The following is a 23,635-nucleotide window of genomic DNA, read 5'->3' as shown; positions in this document are numbered from 1 at the left end:
ACCCTCCCAGAAGGCCGGTGCATACACCGAACATCAGCGCAAGCAGCACCACATAGGTCAGTTTCTGAACTCCGCTTCCGGACATGGCACCCCCCAGCTGTGCGCCTCACAGAAAATTTAGGTGAATCGGAGGCTTGGCGCTAGGGGGAAGGTTCGAAAACTGACCTCAACTGCGAGGTTTCTTGCCGATTTGCGTCCGTTTGCGTTGCGGTCGGGCGGGGCGCTTGGGTTTGTTTTGGGGATCGGTATTGCCATCCAGGCCAAGCTGGTCGCGCAAAACCTTGCGCCGGATTTCTTCAACTTCACCCGGTTTCAGGTTGCCCAGTTGGAACGGGCCATAGGACACACGCAGCAACCTGTTGACCACAAAGCCGATATCTTCAACTGCGCGCCGGATCTCGCGGTTTTTGCCTTCGCGCAGGCCAATGGTCAGCCATGCGTTTGCACCTTGCTGGCGGTCCAGCGTGACGGTCATGGGTTGAAACCGCTCGCCCTCGATCACAAGACCTTTGCGCAGGGGCTCGAAATCTTCATCCTTGGGGCGTCCGTTCACCCGCACCCGGTATTTGCGCAGCCAGCCTGTGGCGGGCAATTCCAGCTTGCGTTTGATGCCGCCATCATTGGTCAGCAACAACAGGCCTTCCGAATTCAGGTCCAGCCGCCCAACGCTCATGACGCGGGGCATGTCCTCGGGCAGTTTGTCAAAAATCGTCTCGCGCCCTTTTTCATCGCGCGCGGTTGTCACCAGACCCGAGGGTTTGTGATAGAGCCACAGCCGCGATGGTTCAGGCTCGGACACAGGTTTGCCGTCGACGGTGATCTTGTCTTTGGTGGTGACATTCAGTGCGGGGCTGCTGATGGCTTTGCCATTCACCGTCACACGACCAGCTTCGATCATGCGTTCAGCTTCGCGACGCGAGGCGACACCGGCACGTGCCAGCACTTTGGCGATCCGGTCGCTGGGAGGAGGGGTATTGGTCATCCCGTGGCCATAGCGCATCCGCACGGCTTGCGAAAGACAGGTTTCTGATGCAGTCAAAGGCATGAGTTTCAAATCGCATATGCATGTGGCCCTGGCCGAGGCCCGCGCCGCTGGTGCGCGCGGCGAGGTTCCGGTGGGCGCGGTCATCGTGGCACCGGACGGGCAGGTGGTGGCCGCAGCGGGCAACCGCACGCGCGAGTTGTCGGACCCAACGGCCCATGCCGAGATTTTGGCCTTGCGCGCGGCTTGTGCGGCGGCCGGGTCCGAGCGTTTGGTGGATCACGACCTCTATGTCACGCTGGAACCTTGCGCGATGTGCGCAGCGGCCCTGGCCGCCGCGCGGATCCGGCGGATTTACTACGGTGCGTCTGATCCCAAATCCGGTGGTGTGGCCCATGGCGCGCGGGTGTTTTCTCATCCCCAGGCGCATCATGTCCCGGAAATTTATGACGGGATCGCGGGCGAAGAGGCGGCAGAACTGTTGCGCGACTTCTTTGCCGCGCGCAGGCCTGCCGCTGACTGAAAGCTATCGGTCAAAGCGTGATCGTCTGCATCACCTCAGGTTCAATGACATCGACCCCCGGCAAGGCATCTGTCAGCTCGTGCGCGGATTGTTCGAGGATCGGGAAGGTTTTGTAGTGACAGGGGATCACCGTTTTGAAGTTGAAATACCGCTTGGCCGCATATGCCGCGCCTTTCATGTCCATGGTAAAGTGACCACCCGCTGACAGGATGCCGATATCGGGTTTGTAATAGTCTCCCATCCAGTCCATATCCGCCATGATGTCAGTGTCGCCCGAAACATAGACTGTGTGCCCCTCGGTGCGGATCATGAAACCTACTTCGGTCCCCCCCGTGCGCAGCCCGTCGGGCGTTGAAAATGTCGAGCTGTGCGAGGCCGGGACCATGCTGACCATCACCCCGTTCAGGTTGACCGTTCCACCCTTGTTGAAGCCGATGGTCTCGATCCCTTCGGCCTCGGCCCAATAGCCCATCAGGTCATATTGCCCGACAACGGGGATCTTCAGATGTTTGGCCAGAGGCAACACATCGACCACATGGTCGAAATGCGTGTGGGTCAGCAGGATATGCGTCGCCCCTTCAACCGCCGTGTCATGGCTGGTTTCCGGTAGAACAGGATTGCCCGTCAGCCATGGATCGATCAGCAGGATTTGCCCTTCTGTTTCAATGCGAAAACTCCCGTGTCCCAGCCAAATGATATTCATAGTTCCACCTCCAACAAATCACTTGGACCCAGCCTAGCATCCGCTATGTAAAAATCTATGGAATGGGCACGACATATCGACGGGTATTGCGAGAGGCTGTCTCCCGATTACTGGTCCGAGCCGGTGAATGCAGTGACAAATGCTGCGTTTCTGGTGGCGGCGCTGATCATGTTTGGCCGTGCGCGCGGCAAGGATGCTCCGCTGGCGATGGGGCTTGTTGCGATATTGGCGGCCATTGGGATCGGCAGCTATCTGTTCCACACCCATGCGCAGGTTTGGGCGGCCATCGCGGATACGACACCAATCCTGATGTTTATTCTGGTCTATATCTACGCCATCAATCGCGACATTTGGGGGATGGGGGTTTGGCCCGCTTTGGGTCTGACCGCACTGTTCATCCCCTATGCTGCAGCCACAGTCCCTTTGTTCCAGTTCATTCCGGGTCTGGGCAGCTCGGCTGGCTATGCGCCGGTGCCGCTGCTCATCTTGATCTATGCCGTCCTTCTGCGCCACCGGACGCCACGCCTGGCGCAAGGATTGACCATCGGCGCCTGTATCCTGATCGCCTCGATCACCTTCCGCGCGCTTGATCTACACGTTTGCAACCAGTTCCCTCTGGGCACGCATTTCATGTGGCACATTCTGAATGCCATCATGCTGGGCTGGATGATCGAAGTGTATTTGCGCGGGCGTTCTGCGCGCGCAGAACCCTAGCTGTCGAACGCAGCGGCCAGCGGTTCTGGTGGCGAGAACTCTTGCAAGACCCGCGCGCGCCCTTCGGCGGACATCTTGCGCGCGGTCTTTTCCACGATGCTTTGTACTTTCTCGTCAGAATGCTTGGCGGCGAAGGGTTCGAAATACCATTTCAGGAAAACGAAACAGATCACATCTTCCAGTGCCTGCACGTCTGCGTTTCGCTTGATGCCCTCTTTCCGCAACATGCTGCCAACGGTTTCAACCTCGGCGCTGTCAAATCCCGCTTGCGACATGAACCCCATGACAACATCGGCGTGATGAACCCCCTGAGCCTTGCGCCAGGCCAGGTAACCAGCGCGGCCCTCGGGGTATTCTGAGCGTTTGAGTTTCCAGCGTTCAACATGTTGTCCGCGCGCCGCGATCTGCAAAGCATCAGAGGCTTGTGGAAACAATCGATCCAGTTCTGCGCTCATGCGCTGCCCATATAACAGTTCGACAGGTTGGCCGTCTTCTTGGTTTGGGTCTTGAGAGTTGGCTGCGTCAATGGCGTCAAGAACCGCCTGTTTGGGTGTGCTCATGTTTCGCTCCGTTGCCGATCCCGCAAACGATACACGGGGGACTTCTCTGTCATGCTAGCGGCAAGTGGCGGCGGGTGCAGCCCCGAAAAACGATTGCCGGGCAGAGGGGGAATGCCCGGCAATCGGACGCGCTCATTTTTTGATCTGCGATTTGTCCTCTGGCTCCGGTTTTGGAGCGGGGTCGGGGAAGGACAGGCTGCGGGTCACGTTCGAGGCGTCAATGTTCTGCGCTACCGCTGGGAAGGAAAGGAAGGCAGTGGATAGGACAAGTGCGATCACAAGCGGTTTCATGTTCGTCTCCATGACTGAAAGGGTCTCTCTGAAAATGAAATGAACAGTACAGTTCACTTTTTCAAGAGCAAAAGTGAACTAATCGGTTTATTTTTTCAAATTCGTATTTGGCAGCAAGTTGTGCAAGGCCGAGACCTTGACTAATGCCTCAAATCAAGAGTGTTGCTCAGCAGTCTTGCGGCTGTTGCGGCAGACGGGTAAACGCCCCCTAACGCTTATGAGGGAAACCGATGTCGATTGACCAAAGTACTGCCGCCAAAGTGGCCAAACTGGCCCGCATCAAGGTTGAAGATGACGCGCTGCCTGCGCTGGCATCAGAATTCAATACGATCCTTGGATTCATCGAGCAACTGAATGAGGTGGATGTCGACGGCGTCGAACCGATGGTTTCGGTGACGCCGATGCGGCTGAAACGTCGTCAGGACGAGGTGACCGACGGCAACCAACAGGACAAGATCCTGTCAAATGCGCCAGATGCCCGCGAAGGGTTTTTCGCTGTCCCCAAAGTGGTGGAGTAAGTCATGAGCGAGTTGAACAAACTGGGCCTGGCCGAAGCCCGTGACGCATTGCGCGCCGGTGATGTGACCTCGGTCGAACTGACCGAAGCGTGCCTGAAGGCCATTGATGACGCGGACGCGCTGAATGCGTTTGTCCACAAAACCCCTGAGATTGCGCTGGAGCGCGCCAAGGCGGCAGACGATCGCATCAAGACAGGCGATGCGCCATCCATGTGCGGATTGCCCATCGGCATCAAAGATCTGTTCTGCACCAAAGGCGTGCCTTCGCAGGCGGCGTCAAAAATTCTGGACGGATTCAAGCCTGAATACGAATCCACAGTCTCGCAGCAATTGGCCGATGCCGGTGCCGTAATGCTGGGCAAACTGAACATGGACGAATTCGCTATGGGCTCGTCCAATGAGACCTCTGTTTACGGCAACGCTGTCAGCCCCTGGCGGCGCGGCAATGACGATGCTCAGCTTACACCCGGTGGTTCGTCGGGTGGGTCGGCTTCGGCAGTGGCCGCCGATTTGTGCCTGGCAGCGACGGGTACAGACACCGGGGGCTCGATCCGTCAGCCTGCAGCTTTTGTAGGCATCACGGGTATCAAACCGACCTATGGCCGTTGCTCGCGCTGGGGCATCGTGGCCTTTGCGTCCTCGCTGGATCAGGCTGGACCGATGACCAAAAGCGTCCGCGATGCCGCGATCATGCTGGAAACGATGTGCGGTCACGATCCTAAAGACTCGACAAGTGCCGAACTCGCTGTTCCGGATTTCGAGGCGATGCTGACCGGCGATATCAAAGGCAAAAAGATCGGTATCCCGAAAGAATACCGCATGGACGGTATGCCCGCCGAGATCGAAAAGCTCTGGGCTGATGGCGCCGAGATGCTGAAAGCTGCTGGTGCCGAAATCGTCGATATCTCGCTACCGCACACGAAATACGCGCTGCCCGCCTATTATGTGATCGCGCCTGCCGAGGCATCTTCGAATCTGGCTCGCTACGACGGTGTCCGCTATGGCCGCCGCGCGCAGCTGGCGCAGGGCGACGGCATCACCGAGATGTACGAGAAGACCCGTGCCGAAGGCTTTGGCCCCGAAGTCCAGCGCCGCGTAATGATCGGCACCTACGTGCTGTCGGCGGGCTTCTACGACGCCTATTACAACCGTGCACGTCGGGTGCGGACGCTGATCAAGAAAGACTTCGAAGATGTCTTCGCCGCAGGCGTCGATGCAATCCTGACCCCCGCCACGCCCTCGGCGTCCTTTGGACTGGGTGAAATGACCGATGCCGACCCCGTTCAAATGTATTTGAACGACGTCTTCACCGTCACAGTGAACCTGGCCGGTCTGCCGGGCATATCCGTGCCTGCCGGGCTTGACGGACAAGGGCTGCCCCTGGGGCTGCAACTGATCGGCCGCCCGTGGGAAGAGGGCGATCTGCTCAACACCGCTTATGCGCTGGAAGACGCAGCCGGTTTTGTGGCCAAGCCCGGGAAATGGTGGTAAGCCTGTCACACAGGCAAACTATTACAAGTCGGAGCAGCCATATGCGCAGATGGATCTTGATCCCCGCTTTTGGAGCGGTCGCGGCATGTAACACAGTGGCCCCGGTGGCCAGCACCGGGTTCAATACCCCAGAGTATCAAGCTCAGCGCGAGGCGCAGCTGTCGGGCCAAGGGCTTGCGGGCAACCCGCTGGACCCTCCGGTGCCGGTTTCGCAACAGCCTCTCTCAGCGCAGGGCACCGTCACACCTCTGCAGGGTGGCTCAAGTGCTGAAGATATTGCCAACCAGACGGCTTTGGCCCTGGCCAATACCTCGGGGCAACCTGTTCCTGCGGCTCCGGTAAGCAATCCCGGTATTTCGGATGAGCAGGATTTCGAGGCCGTGTCCAACCGCCGCAGCATCGAAACTGACGCCGCCCGTATCGAACAGAACCGCCAAACCTACGAGGTCGTCGCTCCCACGGCGGTGCCCGAACGCGGATCCGACGGGCAGCCCAATATCGTACAATACGCGCTCAGCACTTCGAACCCGGTGGGTACACAGCTTTACAGTCGCGCGGGCTTTAACCTGCAGGCCAAGGCCCAACGAAACTGCGCGCGTTTCCCATCCGCCGATCAGGCGCAGATCGAGTTTTTGTCCAGCGGCGGCCCACAGCGAGACCGCAAGGGGCTTGATCCCGATGGTGACGGCTATGCCTGCGGTTGGGACCCGACACCGTTCCGCAGTGCCGTCAACAACTGATCCCCTGACGCCTATCTGGCACCCGTCTCCAAATTTCGGCCCGCGCCGGGATGGGCTGACGCCCACTTTGATTGTTCTGCACTATACCGCGATGGACAGCGCCAATGCCGCGCTGGATCGGCTTTGCGACCCAGAGCACGAAGTCTCGGCGCATTATCTGATCGGAGCAGATGGTGCTTTGTGGCAGATGGTCGAAGAAAAGGACCGCGCCTGGCATGCCGGGGCAGGGGAATGGCAGGGTCAAAGCGACATCAATTCCCGCTCCGTCGGGATCGAGTTGGACAATAGCGGCGCGCAGCCCTTTTCTGAGCCCCAGATGAGTAAGCTAGAAGACCTTCTGCGCCAGATCATGACTCGCTGGTCCATCCCACCCTCAGGCGTCATAGGTCACTCGGACATGGCCCCCGGTCGCAAGACCGACCCGGGCCCAAAATTCGACTGGCTGCGGCTGGAACGCCAACACCTGGCCGAACCGCGCGCGACCAATGCCCCGCTCGAACCCTTTACGCAGGAAGAGTTTCGTCGGTGCGCCAAAGCCGCGGGTTTTTCCGCGCCCACAGACGACCAGACCCTGCTCGACGCGGTGCGCCTGCGATACCGACCCTGGGCCAAGGGCCCGCTCTGCGCCAAAGACTTCTCGGTACTGAGATCTTAAGCCTGATCCCTCTTCTTCTGTTTAGAAATACCTCGGGGTTGAATTGGCCGCAGGCCAAGAAGGGGCTGGCCCCTTCGCACCCCAGCCGCTCTTGACGTCGCTGGGCGTAGCGCATACCCCGCCTCTGCGCGGAGGGCCGGATGGCCGCTGGGGCATCCGCCCGAGAGGAAAGTCCGGACTCCACAAGGCAATGGTGCCGGGTAACGCCCGGGCGGGGAAACCCGACGGAAAGCGCCACAGAAATCAAACCGCCTTTGGCCTTGGCCATGGGTAAGGGTGAAACGGTGGGGTAAGAGCCCACCGCGCTCCTGGCAACAGGGGTGGCACGGCAAGCCCCACCAGGAGCAATGCCTAATAGGGTCCCCGCGCGGGCCGGTCGGCGCCTGCCGATACCGCCGCTAGGCACGCCTTGGCCGAGAGGGACCGGGTTGGCAGCTTGAGCCGCGCAGCAATGTGCGGCCTAGAGGAATGGTCATCAAAGGGGGCAACCCCTGAACAGGATCCGGCTTACAGGCCCTCCGCGCGTCATGTCCCGATGGCTTCCACACAGGCGACGCCCGGTCGCTGATTGATCAGATCTTGAATCTTGCTCTGCCTTCTGTGGACTGTTCGAAAAATGCGGGAAACTGGTATACATCTTGGCACAGACAAGGTGCAGGGCGCTGACACCCGTTTTATTCGCTGCATACTGGGGACGCACGATTGGCGTGACCAAGCGGATGCAGACAAAAGAGGGAGGAACACAATGAGCTTTATGAAAGCACTGGCCTCGGTCGCAGTCGGATTTGCGGCTGCCAAGGGTTTGGAGAAATACAAGCAAATGGGCGGAATGGCCGGTCTGCAGGACATGATGCAGGGCGCCGGTGGTGGTTTCGGCATCGAACAACTCGGTAAGATGGCCGAACAGTTTGGCATGCCCGGCGGGGCCTCGGGCCTGCAGGACATGCTTGGCAACATGGGCATGACCAATGCCGCAGGCGCAGCTGGCTTGGGCGGTCTGATGAATGCGATCCAGGGTGCAGCGCGTACTGGCGGGCAGCATAGCGCCGAGATGATGGACACGGTTATGCGTGGCACCCCTGCTGGCGCCGCGATGGAGGAGCAAGCCAAACTGATGCTCAGGGCGATGATTCAGGCGGCCAAATCAGACGGCGAGCTGGACGCGCAGGAAAAGGAAACCATCCTCGGAGAGCTCGGCGATGACATCAGCGCAGAAGAGCGCGCTTTTGTACAAGAGCAATTGAACGGCCCGATTGATGTGATGGGGCTGGCGGCAGATACCGCGGCTCCGATGCGGACCCAGATCTATGCGACTTCGCTGGCAGCGATTCGTCTGGATAACGCACAAGAGGCAGCTTATCTGCGGCAGCTTGCCACCGCGTTGGGATTATCCAAGATCGATCGAGACCAGATTCACACCTATATGGGGGTGCCAAACCTCAAGGATTAGCCTGGCACGCCATTGTACGTCTGACAGGCGCGAATGTCCTTGACATGGCTGGCGCAGGGCGTAAAAGCGCACGCTCATAGGAATTCAACCGAAAGGCCCCTGCCTTTTCGGACGCAGGAGATAATCATGGCGAAGCCGACGACCATCAAGATCCGTCTGAACTCGACCGCGGGCACGGGCCACTTCTACGTGACCAAGAAAAACGCGCGCACCATGACCGAGAAAATGACCATTCGTAAATACGATCCGGTTGTTCGGAAACATGTCGAGTACAAGGAAGGCAAGATCAAGTAATCTGCCTGTCCGCTTGGACGAATGTACAAAGCCCGGCTGAAAAGCCGGGTTTTTTGTTGCATCAGGTCGACCTTTTGACCGGTCTTGCTGAACTGGGGCCGTTGCAGAGGCGCATCAGGGGTGGAATCATTCTTTTGCGCAGTGGCTTGCTTTTTGACGCATCGTGACTTTACGGTCGGCCCAATCGTTCCAAAATGTTGAGCGTCATGAAAAAACTCTTGATCCCCGTACTCGCCGTTGCGACCCTCGCAGCCTGCGAAGACCCCTTTAATCGTGAAGGTGTTGGTTTTACCGGCATTGATGGTGAGCCGCGCACAATCTCGGATGTCGAAGGCGCCGCAGCCTTTGTGCCACCCGCAACCAACGTTCCCGCCGAATTGGCAGAATTGCCGACCGTCGCGGTAAGCTCTGACCAGACCGAAATGGTCAAGGTCGCTGGCGTTGCGATCGACAATGGCGGTCGTACCCCAGGTGATGCGGTCGAGCTGGTTGGCAGCAGCACACCGCTTTTCCTGAGCACGGTAAGTGTGAACGGGACATTGTTTGGTGTGGTCAGGACCAGCAACAACAGCGTCAAAGTTGACAACACAGTCGGTTCGAACTTTGGCAATTTGACCGAGCAATTCACCGGTTGTCTGCCCGCAGGTGACGTGTTCCGCAAAGGATCATCGTCGCGCAGCTCGGGCTTTGCTGTGCCGCTGAACTGCAGCTGATAAGGCTGCACCCGAGATTTGAAGCACAGGCCCGCGCGATATCGCGGGCCTTTGTCATTTCAGGTAGTCGTCTGCGCGCCACTCTGCAAAATACATAACTGGTTGCAAGCCCGCACGAGACATGAGTTGCGCCGAGGCTGTGTTGAAGGTGGCGAAAGTTGTGGCAAGAACCTGTACGCCTGCAGCGCGCGCTCTTGACCGGGTTGCATTCATCAGCGCCAGGCCAATGCCTTTCCTGCGGTGCGCGGCATCGACGCAGATCTGATGCACCATGGCGCGCGCCTCGGCAGTACGGAACGGGGTCGCAGGGCGGTGTTCGATCTCGTAGACGACATAGCCCAACAGATCACCAGCTTGCAGATAGCCCAAAGCGTACACATCAGGCATCGACAGCCAAGTTTGCATGTGGGCCGCCATCTGCCGATCACCGGGCAGTTTGGCATAACGCGCAGGCTGATGTGCCAGATGCAGATCATGAACCTGATGCAACAAAGGCAGCAAGCGATGGGCTTGGGCGGGGAGTAACCGTCGGACGGGCATATAGCGTCTCGCAAAAAAAGGGCGGGTCTATTCGGACCCGCCCTTTGTCTTGGAAAGTAAGCCGCGTTATTCGCGGTTGCCGAAGAGCTGCAGCAGGAACATGAACATGTTGATAAAGTCCAGATACAAGCTCAGCGCGCCCATGATGGCGGCTTTGCCCAGCCATTCCTGATCGCCCGAATGGGCCATTTGCAGGTATGTGGTCTTGATGTTCTGGGTGTCATAGGCTGTGAGGCCCGCAAAGATCAGAACACCGATCACCGAGATAGCGAAGGCCAGAGCCGACGACGCCAGGAAGATGTTGACCACCATGGCGACAAGCAGGCCGATCACACCCATGATCAGGAAAGTTCCCATCGCCGACAGGTCTTTCTTGGTCGTGTAGCCGTAAAGCGAAAGGCCGGCAAAAGCGATCGAAGTGATCAGGAAGACCTGAATGATCGACTGACCTGTGAAGACGAGGAAGATCCAGCTGATCGACACACCCATAACGGCAGCGAACACATAGAACACCAGCTGTGCGGCGGCAGCCGACAGGCGGTTGATGCTGGCGCTAAAGCCAAAGACAAACAGCAGCGGGGCGAACATGATGACCCACTTCAGGGGCGACGCGAACAGGCTGTATCCAAACGATGTCAGATAGGTATTTGCGTTCAACTGAGCAGCCGCCGCCGACGGGTCGGTCGTTGTCGACAATCCGGCAATGGCCCAGGCCGCTGCAAATGTGATCAGCATGCCCACGGACATCGTGCCGTAGACTTTGTTCATATGGGCGCGCAGGCCCTCATCAATCTCGGCAGCGCGCGCGCCGGCCGCCGTCCGGATCGTGTCGAATTGTGCCATAAAAGGGTCTCCCTTCAAATTGTTCCAGCCCCGCCCGCTTGTGCGACCAGGTTTCTCGATAAATATCGGAGAGTAGGATACATGTTTCAAGGGTTTTAGGTTTAATTCTTACTGAAATGGTGGAGAAATCCGGTGGCAGCGTTCCGGCTGCCACAAGACTGTTTCGATACGCTGATTAATACAGCTCTTTGAGCCAGTTATCCGGCACATCCCAGATGGGACGTTTCGCCTCTTTGCAGGCTTCATCGCGCGTCACGCCAATATCTTCGAGCGCGTGTTCATCCAAATGCGCAAGGGCGCGTCGTTGCCGGGCAAGGCTCAGCAGGCTCCAGAGGCTCTGCAACGTCCATACACGGCGCGCGCGAACGGCTTTTGAAAGCGTAAGTTGTGTCATGGTCTGCTTCCTTTCGTCCTTGTGATATTTTCACCGATTTAAATCAAACCTATTGATGTATATGCGGTGATCTGTGATATATTGAAAACGAATGTTTTTGATGTGACCCATAAAGGATTGTGAAATGAGAAATCTGGATATCACCACCTTGCGCTCATTCGTTGCCGTGGCCGATCATGGCGGTGTGACGCGCGCCGCCGGGTTTCTGCACCTCACACAATCGGCAGTTTCGATGCAGTTGAAACGTCTGGAAGAACTGTTGGGGCTTGAGCTTTTGGACCGCAGTGGACGTACAATTGCTCTGACCGCATCAGGCGACCAACTGCTGGCCTATGCGCGCCGTATGGTCGCCTTGAACGATGAGGTCATCTCAAAGCTGACAGACCAGGCCTTTGAAGGTGAGGTGGTGCTGGGGGTGCCGCATGATATTGTTTACCCAGCAATCCCCCGCGTGCTTCAACGTTTCAACGCAGACTTTCCGCGGGTTCGGGTGCAACTGGTCTCGTCTTATTCTTTGCAACTGAAAGACATGTTCAATCGCGGTGAATGTGACTTGATCCTGACCACCGAGCCAACGTCCGCAGATGGTGCGGAAACCGTTGCCGAACTGCCGTTGCGATGGATTGGTGCTCCGGGCGGAACTGCGTGGCGCAAGCGCCCGATCCCGCTGGCTCTGGGGCGCCGCTGTTTGTTCCGGCCACAGGTAATTGCTGCCTTGGATGAGGCAGGCATATCGTGGGAACTGTCAGTCGAAACCGAAAACGACCGCACTATTGAAGCGACCGTTGCAGCCGATCTTGCGGTCCATGCGATGCTTGACGGGACCGAGGCTGCCCATTTGGAGCAGATCGACTCGGGTGGGATCCTGCCGGATCTGCCCGCCCACAAGATCAACCTCTATGGTGGTGAGAACAAGCGTGGCGCGGTTGTCGATGCTTTGGCCGCTCTGGTGCGTCAGAACTTTCGGATGCTGGGAGGGACTCTGTTGCGCGCCGTCGTTGGGTGATGCTGGTCAGGGAGTGATGACAACTTTGCCTGTCGATTTGCGTTCGGCCAGCAATTGCAGGCCCTGCGCTACCTCTGACAGGGGCAGGACATGGCTGATATGGGGTTTGATCTTCCCCTCGCTATGCCAGCGAAACAGGGTGGCCAGGCTGTCTTGAATGATCTGCGGGCGGAATTTCAGATAGCCGCCAAAATAGACCCCGATGACCGAGAGGTTCTTAACCAGCAAGTGATTGGCCGGAATCTGCGGCACCGCGCCACCGGCAAACCCAATCGGCAAAAGGCGACCTTCTGAGTTGGTCGCCCGAAACGCTGCTTTGAACACATCGCCGCCGATCGCGTCATAGACCACATCTGCGCCCCCCAGCGCCAGGACGCGTTCGCGCAAGTCCTCATCGGCGTCAATCAAGTGATCTGCACCGGCCTGTTGGGCTATGGCAAGTTTCTCGTCCCCGCGTGCCTGAGCGATCACCGTGGCCCCCATCAGCTTGCCGATCTCGACGGCGGTCAATCCGACACCGCCCGAAGCGCCGGTGACCAACAAGGTCTCACCCGGTTGCAATCGCGCACGGTGATGCAAAGCAATGTGACCGGTGCCATAAGCGATCTGGATGGCTGCAGCGTCCTCGAAACTCATCGAATCGGGGATGCGCGTGACCCTGTCGACATCAAAAACCCCAAACTCGGCAAGCCCGCCCTGACCGGAAAACACAGCGACCCGGTCACCAACGCTGAGATGCTCAACCCCAAAGCCAACCTCATCCACCACACCCGAAATCTCCATGCCCAGTGTGAAGGGTGCAGGTGGCGTGTCCTGGTAGGTTCCCTTCTGCATCAGCAAATCTGCGAAATTCAGCCCGCAGGCTTTGATCTCAACCCGCACCTGTCCGTGTTTCGGGCTGGGTGTCGCTAGGGTGCTTAGAGTTGGCGTCTCACCCTGCGCGCTGATCCGATATGCCTGCATCGTGCTCCTCCGGTTGCGCGTATAGGCAGATGACCGCGTGCAAATGTCAATTCCCTCAACTCCTTCCTTGGTGCGCAAGCGGCGATCTGAGGCAGCTTTCGCAAGGTACAACCGCAAACAACTATTCTGTGATTGCGACTCAACCTTCTTGAAAAATATTCAGAATTCGGCAATATTGTAGCGTGGTGCCGAACGGGGGGGTACGTTCCGGGTTTGGACGTTCTTAAGCGGTCGCCTGCATGTTTTGCAGGAGGGGGCTCTGTCGTGTTTGCCGTGCGGTTGTTTGAGTAACAAAGGAGAATACCAATGACCCATCACGTTGATGTCCATGTGGGCAAACGCGTCCGGCATCGCCGCTGGCTGATTGGCATGACCCAACAACAGTTGGCGCAGCAAGTTGGTATTAAGTTTCAGCAGATCCAGAAATATGAAACCGGGGCCAACCGGATAAGCGCATCGCGCCTGTGGGATATTGCCGAAGCTTTGGATGTCCCGGTCAGCTTCTTCTTTGAAGGGCTTGAAGAATCCGCCAAAGATGATTCGCCCAAGAAGTCTGTTCCAGCAGATTTGATGGGTGACAAAGAGGCACTTGATCTGGTGAGGTCCTATTATTCGATCCCAGAAAACCAGCGCCGTCGTCTGTTTGAACTTGCGCGGGTGCTGAGCGACGTCGCCTGATCCTTTTGATCTACGCCGTCTGGCGGGGTTGACAACGCAGCGCGGTCACCGCACGGCTTGTGGATGACGATAGCTCATCCAAACGATCTTGAGATCGCCCATAAAATGGCCGACGCAGCCCGCGCGGCCATTCTTCCTTTCTTTCGTCAGCCAGATCTTGCGGCTGACAACAAACTTGAGACTGGCTTCGATCCCGTCACCGCAGCAGATCGCGAGGCTGAAAAGGTGATGCGCGCGATTCTGGCACAGCATCGTCCAGATGACGGCATTCTGGGCGAGGAATTTGGCGCCAGCGAAGGCACGAGTGGGCGGACCTGGGTGCTGGATCCAATCGACGGAACTCGTGGATTTATCAGTGGCACACCCACATGGGGGGTTCTGATCGCCTTGGGGGACGGTTCAGGGCCCAGCTTGGGGGTGATCGACCAACCCTATATTGGTGAGAGATTCGCAGGTTTTCAAGGGCAGGCCGTTCTGGATGGTCCCGCAGGGCAACGCAGACTTGCCACACGTCAGACGCGGGATCTGGATCAAGCCATTGTGTTCACAACCTTTCCCGAGGTCGGAACACCCGCAGATCGTGATGGGTTTCGTGCTATTTCGCAGCAGGCCAAACTGACCCGCTATGGCATGGATTGCTATGCCTATGCTCTCTTGGCCGCAGGGCAGGTGGATCTGGTAATCGAGGCGGGACTGAACCCGCATGACATTCAGGCCCCAATCGCGCTGATCGAGGCGGCGGGCGGGGTGGTGACAGATTGGCAGGGTAACCCCGCCCATCTCGGAGGGCGCGCACTGGCCGCGGCGAACCCTCAGATCCATGCCAAAGCATTGGAGATCCTGCGTCAATACTGAAGCCATTGCCGACGAAACCGGCACGCGCTACGCTGGCCTAGGCTGGTTCTTACGCCCGTTTTCCACCAGCCACGCACTCCATCTTATGAGGCGGGCACAGCATGGAGCGCGCGAAATGACCGAAATCCTGATCCGAAACGCTGATGTCATCCTGACGATGAATGACGCGCGGGAAGAATTGACCGGCGCGGATCTGCTTTTGCGCGACGGTAAGATCGCGCAGATCGGCCATGGTTTGACCACCAACGGTGAAATCCATGACGCATCGGGTTGCGTCGTGACCCCGGGTCTCGTGAACACCCATCACCATCTTTATCAAACCCTGACCCGCGCGGTGCCGGGCGGGCAGGATGCGCTGCTCTTTGGGTGGCTCAAGACGCTCTATCCGATTTGGGCCAGATTTGGGCCCGATCAGATGTTTACCTCGGCGCAGATTGGATTGGCAGAACTGGCGCTATCGGGATGCACGCTCAGCTCAGATCACCTCTATCTCTACCCCAACGGCGCGCGGCTGGACGACACGATCGCGGCGGCAACCGAGCTGGGCCTGCGCTTTCACCCCACACGCGGCGCCATGAGCATCGGTGAAAGCAACGGTGGTTTGCCGCCCGACAGCCTAGTGGAAGCCGAGCAAGATATCCTGACCGACATGGTCCGCGTGGTCGATGCGTTTCATGATTCAGCAGAAGGATCGATGTGCCGCGTCGGGCTGGCACCATGCTCGCCATTCTCGGTCAGCCGCGAATTGATGCGCGATACAGCGTTACTGGCGCGCGACAAGGGAGTCATGCTGCACACCCATCTGGCCGAAAATGACGAGGATATCGCCTATTCTCAGGCGCAATTTGGCTGCCGACCGGGGCAATATGCCGAAGATCTGGGCTGGACGGGCTCGGATGTCTGGCACGCCCATTGCGTCAAGCTGGACGGGGCCGAGATCGATCTTTTTGCGCGCACCGGTACCGGTGTCGCTCATTGCCCCTGTTCGAACTGCCGCCTGGGCTCGGGCATCGCTCCGGTACGTGCTATGCGTGATCGCGGTGTCAATGTGGGGCTGGGGGCGGATGGTTCAGCGAGCAATGACAATGGCAGCCTCATCACCGAAGCGCGGCAAACGCTGCTGTTGCAACGGGTTGTCAACGGCGCCGATGCCATGTCTGCCCGTGAGGCGCTTGAAATCGCCACCCGTGGCGGCGCCGACGTCTTGAACCGCCCCGACTGCGGCCGCCTGATGCCAGGCAAGCGCGCCGATATTGCGATCTGGGATGTCAGCGGTATCGAAAGCGCCGGCAGCTGGGACCCGGCAGCGCTGCTTTTGGCAGGTCCAACACAAGTCAAACACCTGTTTGTTGAAGGTCGACAGATCGTGCGCGACGGGGCCATAGCCACAATTGATCTGCCCCGCGTGGTCGAAACCCAGAACCGCATGGCGCGCGCGCTGGCCAACTAGCGGGGTTCCTACTTCATCTGGCCAAGACTACTCCCGCCGCAGGCCCGTTTTCACGCCCCAACGCGCGCACCGCCGATCCAGACATCAGAAATGGCCCGATCATCCCCCATCATGATGGTCGGAAACACCGCCTCCCAAAACTCGCTGGCATGGGCCTCGCGTTGGGCAATATCCGGCGTAGAGGCCAGATCCAGAACAACGAGATCCGCTTCCATCCCGACAGCGACATTCCCGATACGATCTTCCATACGAAGGCTGCGTGCCGACCCGGCAGTGCCAAGCCACAGCAACTGCGCGGGATGCAGCGGACGCCCCCGCAGCTGCCCGATCTCATAGGCCGCTGCCATGGTTCGCAACATGGAAAAACTTGACCCGCCGCCGGTATCGGTGGCCAGCCCGATCCGATGGCCGTCTGCGATCAACCCGTTCATGTCGAAAAGGCCCGAACCAATAAATGTATTCGATGTCGGGCAGTGGATCAGCGCCGCATCAACCTCGCGCAACCGGTCTCGCTCTCGCGGCTCCAGATGGATCACATGACCATAGAGCCCGCCGCGCCCCAGCAGGCCAAATTTCTCATAGGTATCCAGATAATCGCGCGCGTCCGGGAACAGGGACCGGACCCATTCGATTTCATCGGTCTGTTCGCTCAGATGCGTTTGCATTAGACAATGCGGGTATTCGGCCCAAAGTGCCCCCAGCGCTTCCAACTGCTCAGGCGTAGATGTGGGGGAAAAGCGCGGCGTGATGGCATAAGACAGCCGGTCGACCCCATGCCATTTCTCGATCAGGGCTTGCGATGCGTCATAGGCGGTTTTCGGTGTGTCGCGCAGCCCTTCGGGTGCGTTGCGATCCATGCAGGTTTTCCCGGCCACCACTCGCTGGCCACGCGCCTGCGCTGCGGTAAAGAACGCATCCACGCTTTCAGGGTGAATGGTGCAATAGCTGCACATGGTGGTGGTGCCATGCGCAGTTGTCAGGTCCAGATACCGGTTGGCGATCATCGCGGCATAGTCGGGATCGCCGAACTTCATCTCTTCTGGAAAGGTATAGCTGTTCAGCCAGTCGATCAGGCGCTTTCCCCAGCTGGCGATGATTGCGGTCTGCGGGTAGTGCACATGCGGGTCAACAAAGCCGGCCATGATCAGATGGTTCCCATAGTCACGGACATCTGCCGTTGGGTGCGCGGCTGACAATGCGTCAATTGTGCCGAGCGCGGCGATACGTCCGTTTTCGATCAGAACTGCCTCGTGAACCCGCGCTGCTGCATCCGGGTCTTCCTCAAAAGGCGACGCCTCGAAACTCAGGATTCGCCCCTTCAGCAGCGTCGATTGCGCCATGGACCGTGCTCTCCGAACAAAATTGAACCGGGCTTTACCATAAGGGTGCGAAACTTGCGGGTAAATCGAAGCATTGTCATTGTTTTCCCGTAGCTGCTTCTTCTATTTAGACAGCAATCACCAACGTAAGGGGCAGCGTATGACGACAGGCAATGACGAAGTCAGACCCGACCTGACCCGAGAGGACGACGCCTATGCGCTGGATCGTCGGACCGTAGCAGCGATTCTCTATGCTGTGGACGTTGAAGATCGCGACAAGCTGATCGAATTGATGGAGCCGCTGCACCCAGCCGACATTGCCGACCTTCTGGAGCAGATCAACCCGTTTGATCGGGCACGTCTGATCCGGCTCTATGATCAGGAGTTCGATGGCGACATCCTGTCGGAACTGGACGAATCGGTTCGCGAAGAGGTCATCAGCGTGTTGCGCCCCGACGTTCTGGCCGACGCGGTGCGTGAGATGGAAAGCGACGATGTCGTTGACCTTCTCGAAGACCTGGAAGAGCCGCAACAGGAAGCCATCCTTGGCGCTCTCGAAGATTCCGAACGGATCGCCGCAGAACAGGCCCTGTCTTACCCGGAAAACTCGGCCGGTCGCTTGATGCAGCGGGAAGTGGTGATGTCGCCCGAGCATTGGACCGTAGGACAAGCTATTGATTTCATGCGGGCCAACGACGATCTGCCGGACCAGTTCTATCATGTGGTTCTGGTGGACCCACGCCTGAAACCCGTGGCGCAGGTCGCGCTGGGCAAGCTGATGGCGACGCGGCGCGAGGTTCCTTTGGTGGATATCGTGGCCGATGAATATCACACCATTCCTGTCGATCAGGATGAGGAAGACGTGGCCTATGCCTTCAACCAGTACCACCTGATCTCGGCTCCTGTGGTGGACCCGGACGGGCGTTTGGTGGGCGTGATCACCATCGATGATGCCATGGCTGTGCTGGATGAAGAGCACGAGGAAGATATCCTCAGGCTGGCTGGTGTCAGCGATGAAAGCTCAATCTCGGACAGCGTGGCCGCCACCAGCCGACGGCGCTTGCCCTGGCTGGCGGTCAACCTGTGCACGGCGATTTGTGCGTCGTTGGTGATTTCTCAGTTCGAGGCGGCCATTGATCAGTTGGTGGCGCTGGCCATCCTGATGCCGATCGTGGCCTCGATGGGGGGCAATGCGGGCACACAATCCCTGACCGTTGCCGTGCGCGCGCTGGCGACACGCGACCTGACCGGCTCAAACGTGATGCGCGTGATCCGGCGCGAACTGCTGGTCGGATTGCTGAACGGTCTGTGCTTTGCGATTGTTCTGGGCACGGTGGGTATGTTGTGGTTCGATTCACCTTTGTTGGGGGTGGTGATCGGCTCGGCTTTGGTGGTGAATATGATCATCGCGGGCTTTGTTGGGACAGTGGTCCCGGTTGTTCTTGATCGCTGGGGCGCGGATCCAGCACTGGCCTCGGGGACCTTCGTGACGACAACCACCGACGTCATGGGCTTTTTCCTGTTCCTTGGGCTGGCCAGCGTGGTGCTGCTGTGATGGACCTGATCGAAATCAAAGCCGCTGCCCGGAAAGAGGCGTTTGCCCGTCGCAAGGCAGCCTTTGATGCGCGCGCGCCCGGAGGAGCAGGGCGCCTGTCCGAAGTTCTGGCGGGCTATCGCGGCGTGCCGCTGTCAGGCTATATTCCCATTCGGACCGAGATTGATCCCTTGCCCGCCATGGCCGAGGCCTCGGCTTATGGGCCCGTTGGCGTGCCCGTTATTCAAGCGGCAGAGCAACCGTTGAAGTTTTCCCGCTGGACGCCAGAGGGGGCTTTGAAAGACGGGCCGTTTGGAGCGAAAGTGCCCGAGCGGGACGACTATTTCGAACCCGAGATTCTGATCGTTCCGCTGGTGGCCTTTGACGCAAGGGGCGGTCGCCTGGGCTATGGCGGTGGATTTTACGACCGCACGCTTGAAGGACTGCGTAACAAACGAGCCACGCTGGCCATCGGCTTTGCCTTTGATGTGCAAGAGGCTGCGGGTTTGCCGCTGGAGCCGACGGATCAGCCCCTGGATATGGTGGTCACCGAAAGCCGAGTGCTGACGTTCTAAAGCTATTGCATGTTTTCGGCGCGGAAAAAGTCCCAGGCGTCCTGCTGTGTCCCATCCGCCAATGTGCAAGTTCCGGTCTGACCGTCTGCGCCGTCCGTGATCTCATACTGACCGCCTTGTTCGATGCAGTAGGTTGCAGCCGGGTTCGCCAGTCCCGTCGCATTGTCATCAGAGGCTGGTTGATCACAAGCGGCCACGGCCAAAAGGGCCAATGTAAGAAGGGCACTGCGCAGCATCGAGGTTCTCCTGAAATACAAATCTGAATACGTATCGGTTTTCAGTATAACGACTTGTGATTGCACAAGACCACACTTAGGACAGTTTCTATGAGAATTTTGTTTTTGGGTGATGTCATGGGCCGCGCCGGACGCGCGGCGGTGCAGCAGCATTTGCCGCGTCTGCGCGACGAATGGCGGCTGGATTTTGTCATTGTGAACGGCGAAAACGCGTCGAACGGGATGGGTCTCAGCGGTGATCACGCCAAGCTGTTGCTGGATGCGGGCGCGGATTGCCTGACCCTTGGCGATCACGCGTTCGACCAGAAAGACATGCTGCAATTCATCGAAAGCGAGCCGCGTATCGTGCGCCCGGTCAACTTTGCCAAGGGCGCACCGGGCCGGGGGCACCGGCTGTATACGGCCCCGGGTGGGCGAAAGGTATTGGTGGTGCAGGTCTTGGGGCAGGTCTTCATGAAGCGGCCCTTTGATGACCCGTTTTCAGCCATCGAGCCGATCCTAAAATCCCATCCGCGCGGCGGTCAGGCGCAGGCGATTATCGTCGATATGCATTGCGAAGCAACGTCCGAGAAAATGGCAATGGGCCATTACTGCGACAAGCGCGCGAGCCTCGTTGTTGGAACACATACCCATGTCCCTACGGCCGATGCTCAGCTCTTACCCGGTGGGACAGCCTACCTGACGGATGCAGGCATGTGTGGGGACTACGACTCGGTTATCGGGATGGACAAGCAGGAACCGATGCGTCGCTTTATCACGGGAATGCCCAAGGCACGGTTCACCCCGGCGAATGGCGAAGCGACGCTCAGCGGTGTTTTTGTGGAAACCGATGACACCAATGGGCAGGCCAAATCTGTTCAAATGGTACGCGTTGGCGGACGATTGCAGCAGGCGGGGCCGGAATAGATCACGCAGGGCTTGCTCTGACATCTGCAATGCAGGACACTATTGGGCAGGCACGTAGGCCCGGGTTTGGACTGAAAACCAAGAATGCAATTCCTTCAACTGACAGAGACAGGCAGCGCAATTCTGGCGCTGGTCGTTGTCGCGGGCATGTTCATCATGTTCCTCCGCGAGGTCTATCCCACCGAGGTCGTTGCCATCGGAGGTGTCGCGCTGATGCTCGTGACAGGGATTTTGCCCTATCAGGATGCTTTGCAAGTATTGTCAAACCCCGCGCCTTGGACCATCGGGGCGATGTTTATCATCATGGGCGCTTTGGTGCGCACCGGTGCGTTGGATGCGTTTACCTCGGTTGCGCAGAAACAGGCGCAGGTGAACCCGAAACTGGCCATAGCCCTGTTGATGAGCTTTGTGGTCTTGGCCTCAGCCGTGGTGTCCAACACACCCGTGGTCGTCGTGATGATCCCTGTGTTCGTTCAGATCGCACGGACTCTTGGTGTGTCTGCGTCCAAGCTTTTGATACCGCTCAGCTATGCGGCCATTCTGGGCGGCACGCTGACCTTGATCGGAACGTCGACAAACCTGTTGGTCGACGGAGTGGCGCGGGCACAGGGCCTGACGGCGTTTTCGATCTTTGAGGTCACACCACTTGGAATCGCACTGGTGATTTATGGCATGTTCTATCTGCGTTTTGTCGCTCCTCGCCTGCTGCCGGATCGTGACAGTATGGCGACGATGCTGAGCGACCGCTCCAAGATGAAGTTCTTTACCGAAGCCGTCATCCCCCCCGACAGCAACCTGATTGGCCGCGAAGTAAGCGGTGTGCAGTTGTTCAAACGTCCCGGCGTGCGTCTGATCGATGTGATCCGGGGTGACGCGTCACTGCGGCGCAATCTCAAGGGTGTGACCCTTGAGGTTGGCGACCGCGTGGTCTTGCGCACCGCAATGACCGAGTTGCTGAGCCTGCAGAGCAACCGCGAACTGAAACGTGTCGATCAGGTGTCAGCGGTCGAAACCAAGACAGTCGAAGTTCTGATCACACCGGGTTGCCGCATGGTCGGGCGGACCTTGGGGGCCCTGCGTTTGCGGCGTCGCTACGGTGTTTACACTTTGGCTGTGCATCGCAGAAACCAGAATATCGGTCGTCAGTTGGATGAGCTGGTGGTTCGGGTAGGTGACACGCTGCTTTTGGAAGGTGCGCCTGCTGATATCCAGAGGTTGGCAGCGGATATGGATATGGTTGACGTCTCGCAACCATCGGCCCGTGCGTTCCGGCGCAGCCATGCTCCGATTGCAATCGCTGCCCTGACCGGGATCGTGGTTTTGGCGGCTATTGGAGTGGCACCGATCCTGTTGCTTTCGATCCTAGCCGTCGCAGTGGTTCTTCTGACCCGGTGCATCGACGCGGATGAGGCGTTTTCCTTTGTCGAAGGGCGGCTGTTGGCGCTGATCTTTGCCATGCTGGCCATCGGGGCCGCGCTGGACGCCTCGGGTGCGGTCTCGTTGATCGTCGAGGCAGTGGCGCCGGGTTTGGGTATGTTGCCCCCGTTCCTGATTGTTTGGGCGGTTTACCTGCTGACCTCGGTCCTGACCGAGCTTGTGTCGAACAACGCTGTGGCCGTTGTTGTCACACCCATTGCGATCGGGCTGGCGCAGGCCGTTGGAATCGACCCCAGGCCGCTGGTCATCGCAGTCATGGTGGCTGCGTCCGCTTCGTTCGCAACGCCCATTGGGTATCAAACCAACATGATGGTTTATGGCCCCGGCGGGTATCGGTTCACCGACTTTCTCAAGGTCGGTGTGCCGCTGAATCTGACCGTTGGGTTGCTGGCCTCGCTTTTGATCCCGCTGATCTGGCCGCTTTGAAACCGGCGCGGAATTGCCGATTTTCGCATCCGGGGGTTGTAGTTCTTCATATCATCACAATCTGTTTGCCATATGTATCGGCAACTGAAGGGTCCAAAGATGAAACGTCCCCTAGCGCAAGCGACAAGCACAGCAGTTTTTGCGGCTTTGGCGGGTTCTGCTTTTGCCGGAACAATCGAAGGTTCGGCATCCTATCGTGAACGCATCGCCACACCCCCGGATGCCACGCTTTATGTCGAGTTGCAGGACATCTCTCGGGCGGATGCGCCGTCAGTTACCCTGTCGGCCAAGCGTTATGCTCTGACCGGAGTACCGGTACAATATGAACTCAGCTTTGATGACGCCCTTATCAAAGAAAACCACAGCTATGCGGTTCGAGGCTCGATCTTTGTCGGCGACCAGTTGTTGTTTACAACAGATACGGTCTATCCGGTGCTGACGAACGACAATGGAACCGTCGCCGACCTGATGCTGGTGCAAGTGCAGGGACAAGAGGTGGCATCGCTCGACAATACGAAATGGTCACTGATCGGGATCGACGGCGTTGCGCTTGAAACTGACAGGCACCCCGAACTTATGTTTGACACGGATGGACAATTCGGCGGCACTGGCGGCTGCAATCGCTTTACCGGCCAGGCTGAGATTTCCGGGCAAAACATCACGTTCCCGGACAACCTTGCCGCCACTTTGATGGCGTGCCTACCCGAACTGGAAGAGGTCGAACGGCAGTTCTTTGTCACCCTGCAAAAGGTCGCGACCTACGCGCAAGCCGGGGACAGCCTTGTGATGCTGGACCGCAGCGGTGCACCCGTGCTCAATTTCGTCCGCATCCCATAGCC

28 protein-coding genes and 1 other RNA gene are annotated in these 23,635 nt (G+C 58.5%); 19 read left to right on the top strand and 10 right to left on the bottom strand.

The window, feature by feature from the left end; all coding sequences use genetic code 11:
* Positions 1-166: 166 nt before the first annotated feature.
* Positions 167-1,045: a pseudouridine synthase gene (locus GOW40_RS05845; protein WP_171133539.1), complete on the bottom strand. Its 879-nt coding sequence runs from the start codon at positions 1,043-1,045 to the stop codon at positions 167-169.
* Between GOW40_RS05845 and GOW40_RS05840 the strand changes: the two genes are divergently transcribed.
* Positions 1,044-1,505 carry a nucleoside deaminase gene (locus GOW40_RS05840; protein ID WP_171133538.1) on the top strand — a complete coding sequence of 154 codons (462 nt, stop codon included), beginning with the start codon at positions 1,044-1,046 and terminating at the stop codon, positions 1,503-1,505. The genes GOW40_RS05845 and GOW40_RS05840 overlap by 2 nt on opposite strands.
* 10 nt (positions 1,506-1,515) lie before the next feature.
* Here the strand turns inward: GOW40_RS05840 and GOW40_RS05835 are convergent, their stop codons facing one another.
* Positions 1,516-2,208 carry a metal-dependent hydrolase gene (locus GOW40_RS05835; protein WP_171133537.1) on the bottom strand — a complete coding sequence of 231 codons (693 nt, stop codon included), beginning with the start codon at positions 2,206-2,208 and terminating at the stop codon, positions 1,516-1,518.
* A gap of 57 nt (positions 2,209-2,265) precedes the next feature.
* On the opposite strand from GOW40_RS05835, the gene GOW40_RS05830 reads away from it, so the two are divergent.
* A complete protein-coding gene (locus GOW40_RS05830) occupies positions 2,266-2,922 on the top strand; it encodes a ceramidase domain-containing protein (protein WP_171101848.1) in 657 nt (218 codons plus the stop codon).
* Here GOW40_RS05830 and GOW40_RS05825 read toward each other — a convergent pair.
* Together GOW40_RS05825 and GOW40_RS05820 are read right to left on the bottom strand one after the other, a co-directional pair.
* Complete coding sequence (locus GOW40_RS05825; RefSeq protein ID WP_171133536.1) at positions 2,919-3,482, bottom strand: DUF4202 domain-containing protein; 564 nt, start codon at positions 3,480-3,482, stop codon at positions 2,919-2,921. The two genes, GOW40_RS05830 and GOW40_RS05825, sit on opposite strands and share 4 nt — an antisense overlap.
* Before the next feature lie 132 nt (positions 3,483-3,614).
* A complete protein-coding gene (locus tag GOW40_RS05820; protein WP_171133535.1) occupies positions 3,615-3,773 on the bottom strand; it encodes a hypothetical protein in 159 nt (52 codons plus the stop codon).
* Positions 3,774-4,003: 230 nt separating this feature from the next.
* Between GOW40_RS05820 and gatC the strand changes: the two genes are divergently transcribed.
* The 8 genes from gatC (at position 4,004) to GOW40_RS05780 (ending at position 9,634) form a co-directional block, all read left to right on the top strand.
* A complete protein-coding gene (gatC, locus tag GOW40_RS05815) occupies positions 4,004-4,291 on the top strand; it encodes an Asp-tRNA(Asn)/Glu-tRNA(Gln) amidotransferase subunit GatC (RefSeq protein ID WP_171101851.1) in 288 nt (95 codons plus the stop codon).
* 3 nt (positions 4,292-4,294) lie between these two features.
* Positions 4,295-5,782: an Asp-tRNA(Asn)/Glu-tRNA(Gln) amidotransferase subunit GatA gene (gene gatA, locus GOW40_RS05810; RefSeq protein WP_171133534.1), complete on the top strand. Its 1,488-nt coding sequence runs from the start codon at positions 4,295-4,297 to the stop codon at positions 5,780-5,782.
* Between the two features lie 41 nt (positions 5,783-5,823).
* Positions 5,824-6,522 carry a hypothetical protein gene (locus GOW40_RS05805; protein WP_171133533.1) on the top strand — a complete coding sequence of 233 codons (699 nt, stop codon included), beginning with the start codon at positions 5,824-5,826 and terminating at the stop codon, positions 6,520-6,522.
* Complete coding sequence (locus GOW40_RS05800) at positions 6,473-7,177, top strand: N-acetylmuramoyl-L-alanine amidase (protein WP_254444275.1); 705 nt, start codon at positions 6,473-6,475, stop codon at positions 7,175-7,177. The genes GOW40_RS05805 and GOW40_RS05800 overlap by 50 nt, the downstream gene beginning before the upstream one ends.
* 128 nt (positions 7,178-7,305) lie before the next feature.
* Positions 7,306-7,703: RNase P RNA component class A (rnpB, locus tag GOW40_RS05795), an RNA gene on the top strand.
* Positions 7,704-7,922: 219 nt separating this feature from the next.
* On the top strand, positions 7,923-8,627 hold the full coding sequence (locus GOW40_RS05790; protein ID WP_171133531.1) for a DUF533 domain-containing protein: 705 nt from the start codon (positions 7,923-7,925) through the stop codon (positions 8,625-8,627).
* A 126-nt stretch (positions 8,628-8,753) separates the two neighbouring features.
* Entirely contained in the window at positions 8,754-8,921 is a 168-nt protein-coding gene (gene rpmG, locus GOW40_RS05785) for a 50S ribosomal protein L33 (protein WP_037309480.1), read from the top strand.
* A gap of 206 nt (positions 8,922-9,127) precedes the next feature.
* Positions 9,128-9,634, top strand: coding sequence for a hypothetical protein (locus GOW40_RS05780; RefSeq protein WP_171101856.1), 507 nt, complete (start codon positions 9,128-9,130; stop codon positions 9,632-9,634).
* Positions 9,635-9,688: 54 nt separating this feature from the next.
* Here GOW40_RS05780 and GOW40_RS05775 read toward each other — a convergent pair whose 3' ends face one another.
* The 3 genes from GOW40_RS05775 to GOW40_RS05765 all read right to left on the bottom strand — a co-directional run bounded on the left by GOW40_RS05775 (position 9,689) and on the right by GOW40_RS05765 (position 11,411).
* Complete coding sequence (locus GOW40_RS05775; protein WP_171133530.1) at positions 9,689-10,174, bottom strand: GNAT family N-acetyltransferase; 486 nt, start codon at positions 10,172-10,174, stop codon at positions 9,689-9,691.
* Between the two features lie 66 nt (positions 10,175-10,240).
* Positions 10,241-11,017, bottom strand: coding sequence for a Bax inhibitor-1/YccA family protein (locus GOW40_RS05770; RefSeq protein WP_171101858.1), 777 nt, complete (start codon positions 11,015-11,017; stop codon positions 10,241-10,243).
* Positions 11,018-11,192: 175 nt separating this feature from the next.
* The gene (locus tag GOW40_RS05765) at positions 11,193-11,411 is read right to left on the bottom strand and encodes a DUF1127 domain-containing protein (RefSeq protein ID WP_171133529.1); all 219 of its coding nucleotides are present in this window, start codon (positions 11,409-11,411) and stop codon (positions 11,193-11,195) included.
* A gap of 124 nt (positions 11,412-11,535) precedes the next feature.
* Here GOW40_RS05765 and GOW40_RS05760 point away from each other — a divergent pair, with 124 nt between their 5' ends.
* Positions 11,536-12,417: a LysR family transcriptional regulator gene (locus GOW40_RS05760; RefSeq protein ID WP_171133528.1), complete on the top strand. Its 882-nt coding sequence runs from the start codon at positions 11,536-11,538 to the stop codon at positions 12,415-12,417.
* A 6-nt stretch (positions 12,418-12,423) separates the two neighbouring features.
* On the opposite strand, the gene GOW40_RS05755 is transcribed toward GOW40_RS05760, so the two are convergent.
* Positions 12,424-13,380, bottom strand: coding sequence for an NADPH:quinone oxidoreductase family protein (locus GOW40_RS05755; RefSeq protein WP_171133527.1), 957 nt, complete (start codon positions 13,378-13,380; stop codon positions 12,424-12,426).
* Positions 13,381-13,686: 306 nt separating this feature from the next.
* Here GOW40_RS05755 and GOW40_RS05750 point away from each other — a divergent pair, with 306 nt between their 5' ends.
* The 3 genes from GOW40_RS05750 to GOW40_RS05740 all read left to right on the top strand — a co-directional run bounded on the left by GOW40_RS05750 (position 13,687) and on the right by GOW40_RS05740 (position 16,363).
* Complete coding sequence (locus tag GOW40_RS05750; protein ID WP_171133526.1) at positions 13,687-14,058, top strand: helix-turn-helix domain-containing protein; 372 nt, start codon at positions 13,687-13,689, stop codon at positions 14,056-14,058.
* 63 nt (positions 14,059-14,121) lie between these two features.
* A complete protein-coding gene (gene hisN, locus GOW40_RS05745) occupies positions 14,122-14,913 on the top strand; it encodes a histidinol-phosphatase (RefSeq protein ID WP_171133525.1) in 792 nt (263 codons plus the stop codon).
* A 115-nt stretch (positions 14,914-15,028) separates the two neighbouring features.
* On the top strand, positions 15,029-16,363 hold the full coding sequence (locus GOW40_RS05740; RefSeq protein ID WP_171133524.1) for an 8-oxoguanine deaminase: 1,335 nt from the start codon (positions 15,029-15,031) through the stop codon (positions 16,361-16,363).
* Positions 16,364-16,413: 50 nt separating this feature from the next.
* On the opposite strand, the gene guaD is transcribed toward GOW40_RS05740, so the two are convergent.
* Positions 16,414-17,703 carry a guanine deaminase gene (guaD, locus tag GOW40_RS05735; protein ID WP_171133523.1) on the bottom strand — a complete coding sequence of 430 codons (1,290 nt, stop codon included), beginning with the start codon at positions 17,701-17,703 and terminating at the stop codon, positions 16,414-16,416.
* Positions 17,704-17,842: 139 nt separating this feature from the next.
* On the opposite strand from guaD, the gene mgtE reads away from it, so the two are divergent.
* Positions 17,843-19,237, top strand: coding sequence for a magnesium transporter (mgtE, locus tag GOW40_RS05730; RefSeq protein WP_171133522.1), 1,395 nt, complete (start codon positions 17,843-17,845; stop codon positions 19,235-19,237).
* Complete coding sequence (locus tag GOW40_RS05725; RefSeq protein ID WP_171133521.1) at positions 19,234-19,791, top strand: 5-formyltetrahydrofolate cyclo-ligase; 558 nt, start codon at positions 19,234-19,236, stop codon at positions 19,789-19,791. The genes mgtE and GOW40_RS05725 overlap by 4 nt, the downstream gene beginning before the upstream one ends.
* A gap of 2 nt (positions 19,792-19,793) precedes the next feature.
* On the opposite strand, the gene GOW40_RS05720 is transcribed toward GOW40_RS05725, so the two are convergent.
* Complete coding sequence (locus GOW40_RS05720) at positions 19,794-20,027, bottom strand: DUF333 domain-containing protein (RefSeq protein WP_171133520.1); 234 nt, start codon at positions 20,025-20,027, stop codon at positions 19,794-19,796.
* A gap of 90 nt (positions 20,028-20,117) precedes the next feature.
* On the opposite strand from GOW40_RS05720, the gene GOW40_RS05715 reads away from it, so the two are divergent.
* The 3 genes from GOW40_RS05715 to GOW40_RS05705 all read left to right on the top strand — a co-directional run bounded on the left by GOW40_RS05715 (position 20,118) and on the right by GOW40_RS05705 (position 23,633).
* Positions 20,118-20,933 (top strand): TIGR00282 family metallophosphoesterase, encoded by an 816-nt coding sequence (locus GOW40_RS05715; RefSeq protein WP_171136695.1) that lies wholly within the window; start codon positions 20,118-20,120, stop codon positions 20,931-20,933.
* An 84-nt stretch (positions 20,934-21,017) separates the two neighbouring features.
* Positions 21,018-22,796, top strand: coding sequence for an SLC13 family permease (locus tag GOW40_RS05710; protein ID WP_171101870.1), 1,779 nt, complete (start codon positions 21,018-21,020; stop codon positions 22,794-22,796).
* Positions 22,797-22,895: 99 nt separating this feature from the next.
* A complete protein-coding gene (locus GOW40_RS05705; RefSeq protein ID WP_171133518.1) occupies positions 22,896-23,633 on the top strand; it encodes a YbaY family lipoprotein in 738 nt (245 codons plus the stop codon).
* Positions 23,634-23,635 lie beyond the last annotated feature (2 nt).

Origin of the sequence: Ruegeria sp. HKCCA6707 (assembly GCF_013033515.1) — a bacterium.
Taxonomy (GTDB): domain Bacteria; phylum Pseudomonadota; class Alphaproteobacteria; order Rhodobacterales; family Rhodobacteraceae; genus Ruegeria.
Note: the sequence above shows the minus strand (reverse complement) of the source record. Positions and strands in the feature narration are given on the sequence as shown.

Bases quoted from the DNA above. Each gene is read 5' to 3' on its own strand.
- GOW40_RS05840 (WP_171133538.1), top strand. From the start codon at position 1,044: ATGAGTTTCAAATCGCATATGCATGTGGCCCTGGCCGAGGCCCGCGCC.
- GOW40_RS05845 (WP_171133539.1), bottom strand. From the start codon at position 1,045: ATGCCTTTGACTGCATCAGAAACCTGTCTTTCGCAAGCCGTGCGGATG.
- GOW40_RS05835 (WP_171133537.1), bottom strand. From the start codon at position 2,208: ATGAATATCATTTGGCTGGGACACGGGAGTTTTCGCATTGAAACAGAA.
- GOW40_RS05830 (WP_171101848.1), top strand. From the start codon at position 2,266: ATGGAATGGGCACGACATATCGACGGGTATTGCGAGAGGCTGTCTCCC.
- GOW40_RS05825 (WP_171133536.1), bottom strand. From the start codon at position 3,482: ATGAGCACACCCAAACAGGCGGTTCTTGACGCCATTGACGCAGCCAAC.
- GOW40_RS05820 (WP_171133535.1), bottom strand. From the start codon at position 3,773: ATGAAACCGCTTGTGATCGCACTTGTCCTATCCACTGCCTTCCTTTCC.
- gatC (WP_171101851.1), top strand. From the start codon at position 4,004: ATGTCGATTGACCAAAGTACTGCCGCCAAAGTGGCCAAACTGGCCCGC.
- gatA (WP_171133534.1), top strand. From the start codon at position 4,295: ATGAGCGAGTTGAACAAACTGGGCCTGGCCGAAGCCCGTGACGCATTG.
- GOW40_RS05805 (WP_171133533.1), top strand. From the start codon at position 5,824: ATGCGCAGATGGATCTTGATCCCCGCTTTTGGAGCGGTCGCGGCATGT.
- GOW40_RS05800 (WP_254444275.1), top strand. From the start codon at position 6,473: ATGCCTGCGGTTGGGACCCGACACCGTTCCGCAGTGCCGTCAACAACT.
- GOW40_RS05790 (WP_171133531.1), top strand. From the start codon at position 7,923: ATGAGCTTTATGAAAGCACTGGCCTCGGTCGCAGTCGGATTTGCGGCT.
- rpmG (WP_037309480.1), top strand. From the start codon at position 8,754: ATGGCGAAGCCGACGACCATCAAGATCCGTCTGAACTCGACCGCGGGC.
- GOW40_RS05780 (WP_171101856.1), top strand. From the start codon at position 9,128: ATGAAAAAACTCTTGATCCCCGTACTCGCCGTTGCGACCCTCGCAGCC.
- GOW40_RS05775 (WP_171133530.1), bottom strand. From the start codon at position 10,174: ATGCCCGTCCGACGGTTACTCCCCGCCCAAGCCCATCGCTTGCTGCCT.
- GOW40_RS05770 (WP_171101858.1), bottom strand. From the start codon at position 11,017: ATGGCACAATTCGACACGATCCGGACGGCGGCCGGCGCGCGCGCTGCC.
- GOW40_RS05765 (WP_171133529.1), bottom strand. From the start codon at position 11,411: ATGACACAACTTACGCTTTCAAAAGCCGTTCGCGCGCGCCGTGTATGG.
- GOW40_RS05760 (WP_171133528.1), top strand. From the start codon at position 11,536: ATGAGAAATCTGGATATCACCACCTTGCGCTCATTCGTTGCCGTGGCC.
- GOW40_RS05755 (WP_171133527.1), bottom strand. From the start codon at position 13,380: ATGCAGGCATATCGGATCAGCGCGCAGGGTGAGACGCCAACTCTAAGC.
- GOW40_RS05750 (WP_171133526.1), top strand. From the start codon at position 13,687: ATGACCCATCACGTTGATGTCCATGTGGGCAAACGCGTCCGGCATCGC.
- hisN (WP_171133525.1), top strand. From the start codon at position 14,122: ATGACGATAGCTCATCCAAACGATCTTGAGATCGCCCATAAAATGGCC.
- GOW40_RS05740 (WP_171133524.1), top strand. From the start codon at position 15,029: ATGACCGAAATCCTGATCCGAAACGCTGATGTCATCCTGACGATGAAT.
- guaD (WP_171133523.1), bottom strand. From the start codon at position 17,703: ATGGCGCAATCGACGCTGCTGAAGGGGCGAATCCTGAGTTTCGAGGCG.
- mgtE (WP_171133522.1), top strand. From the start codon at position 17,843: ATGACGACAGGCAATGACGAAGTCAGACCCGACCTGACCCGAGAGGAC.
- GOW40_RS05720 (WP_171133520.1), bottom strand. From the start codon at position 20,027: ATGCTGCGCAGTGCCCTTCTTACATTGGCCCTTTTGGCCGTGGCCGCT.
- GOW40_RS05715 (WP_171136695.1), top strand. From the start codon at position 20,118: ATGAGAATTTTGTTTTTGGGTGATGTCATGGGCCGCGCCGGACGCGCG.
- GOW40_RS05710 (WP_171101870.1), top strand. From the start codon at position 21,018: ATGCAATTCCTTCAACTGACAGAGACAGGCAGCGCAATTCTGGCGCTG.
- GOW40_RS05705 (WP_171133518.1), top strand. From the start codon at position 22,896: ATGAAACGTCCCCTAGCGCAAGCGACAAGCACAGCAGTTTTTGCGGCT.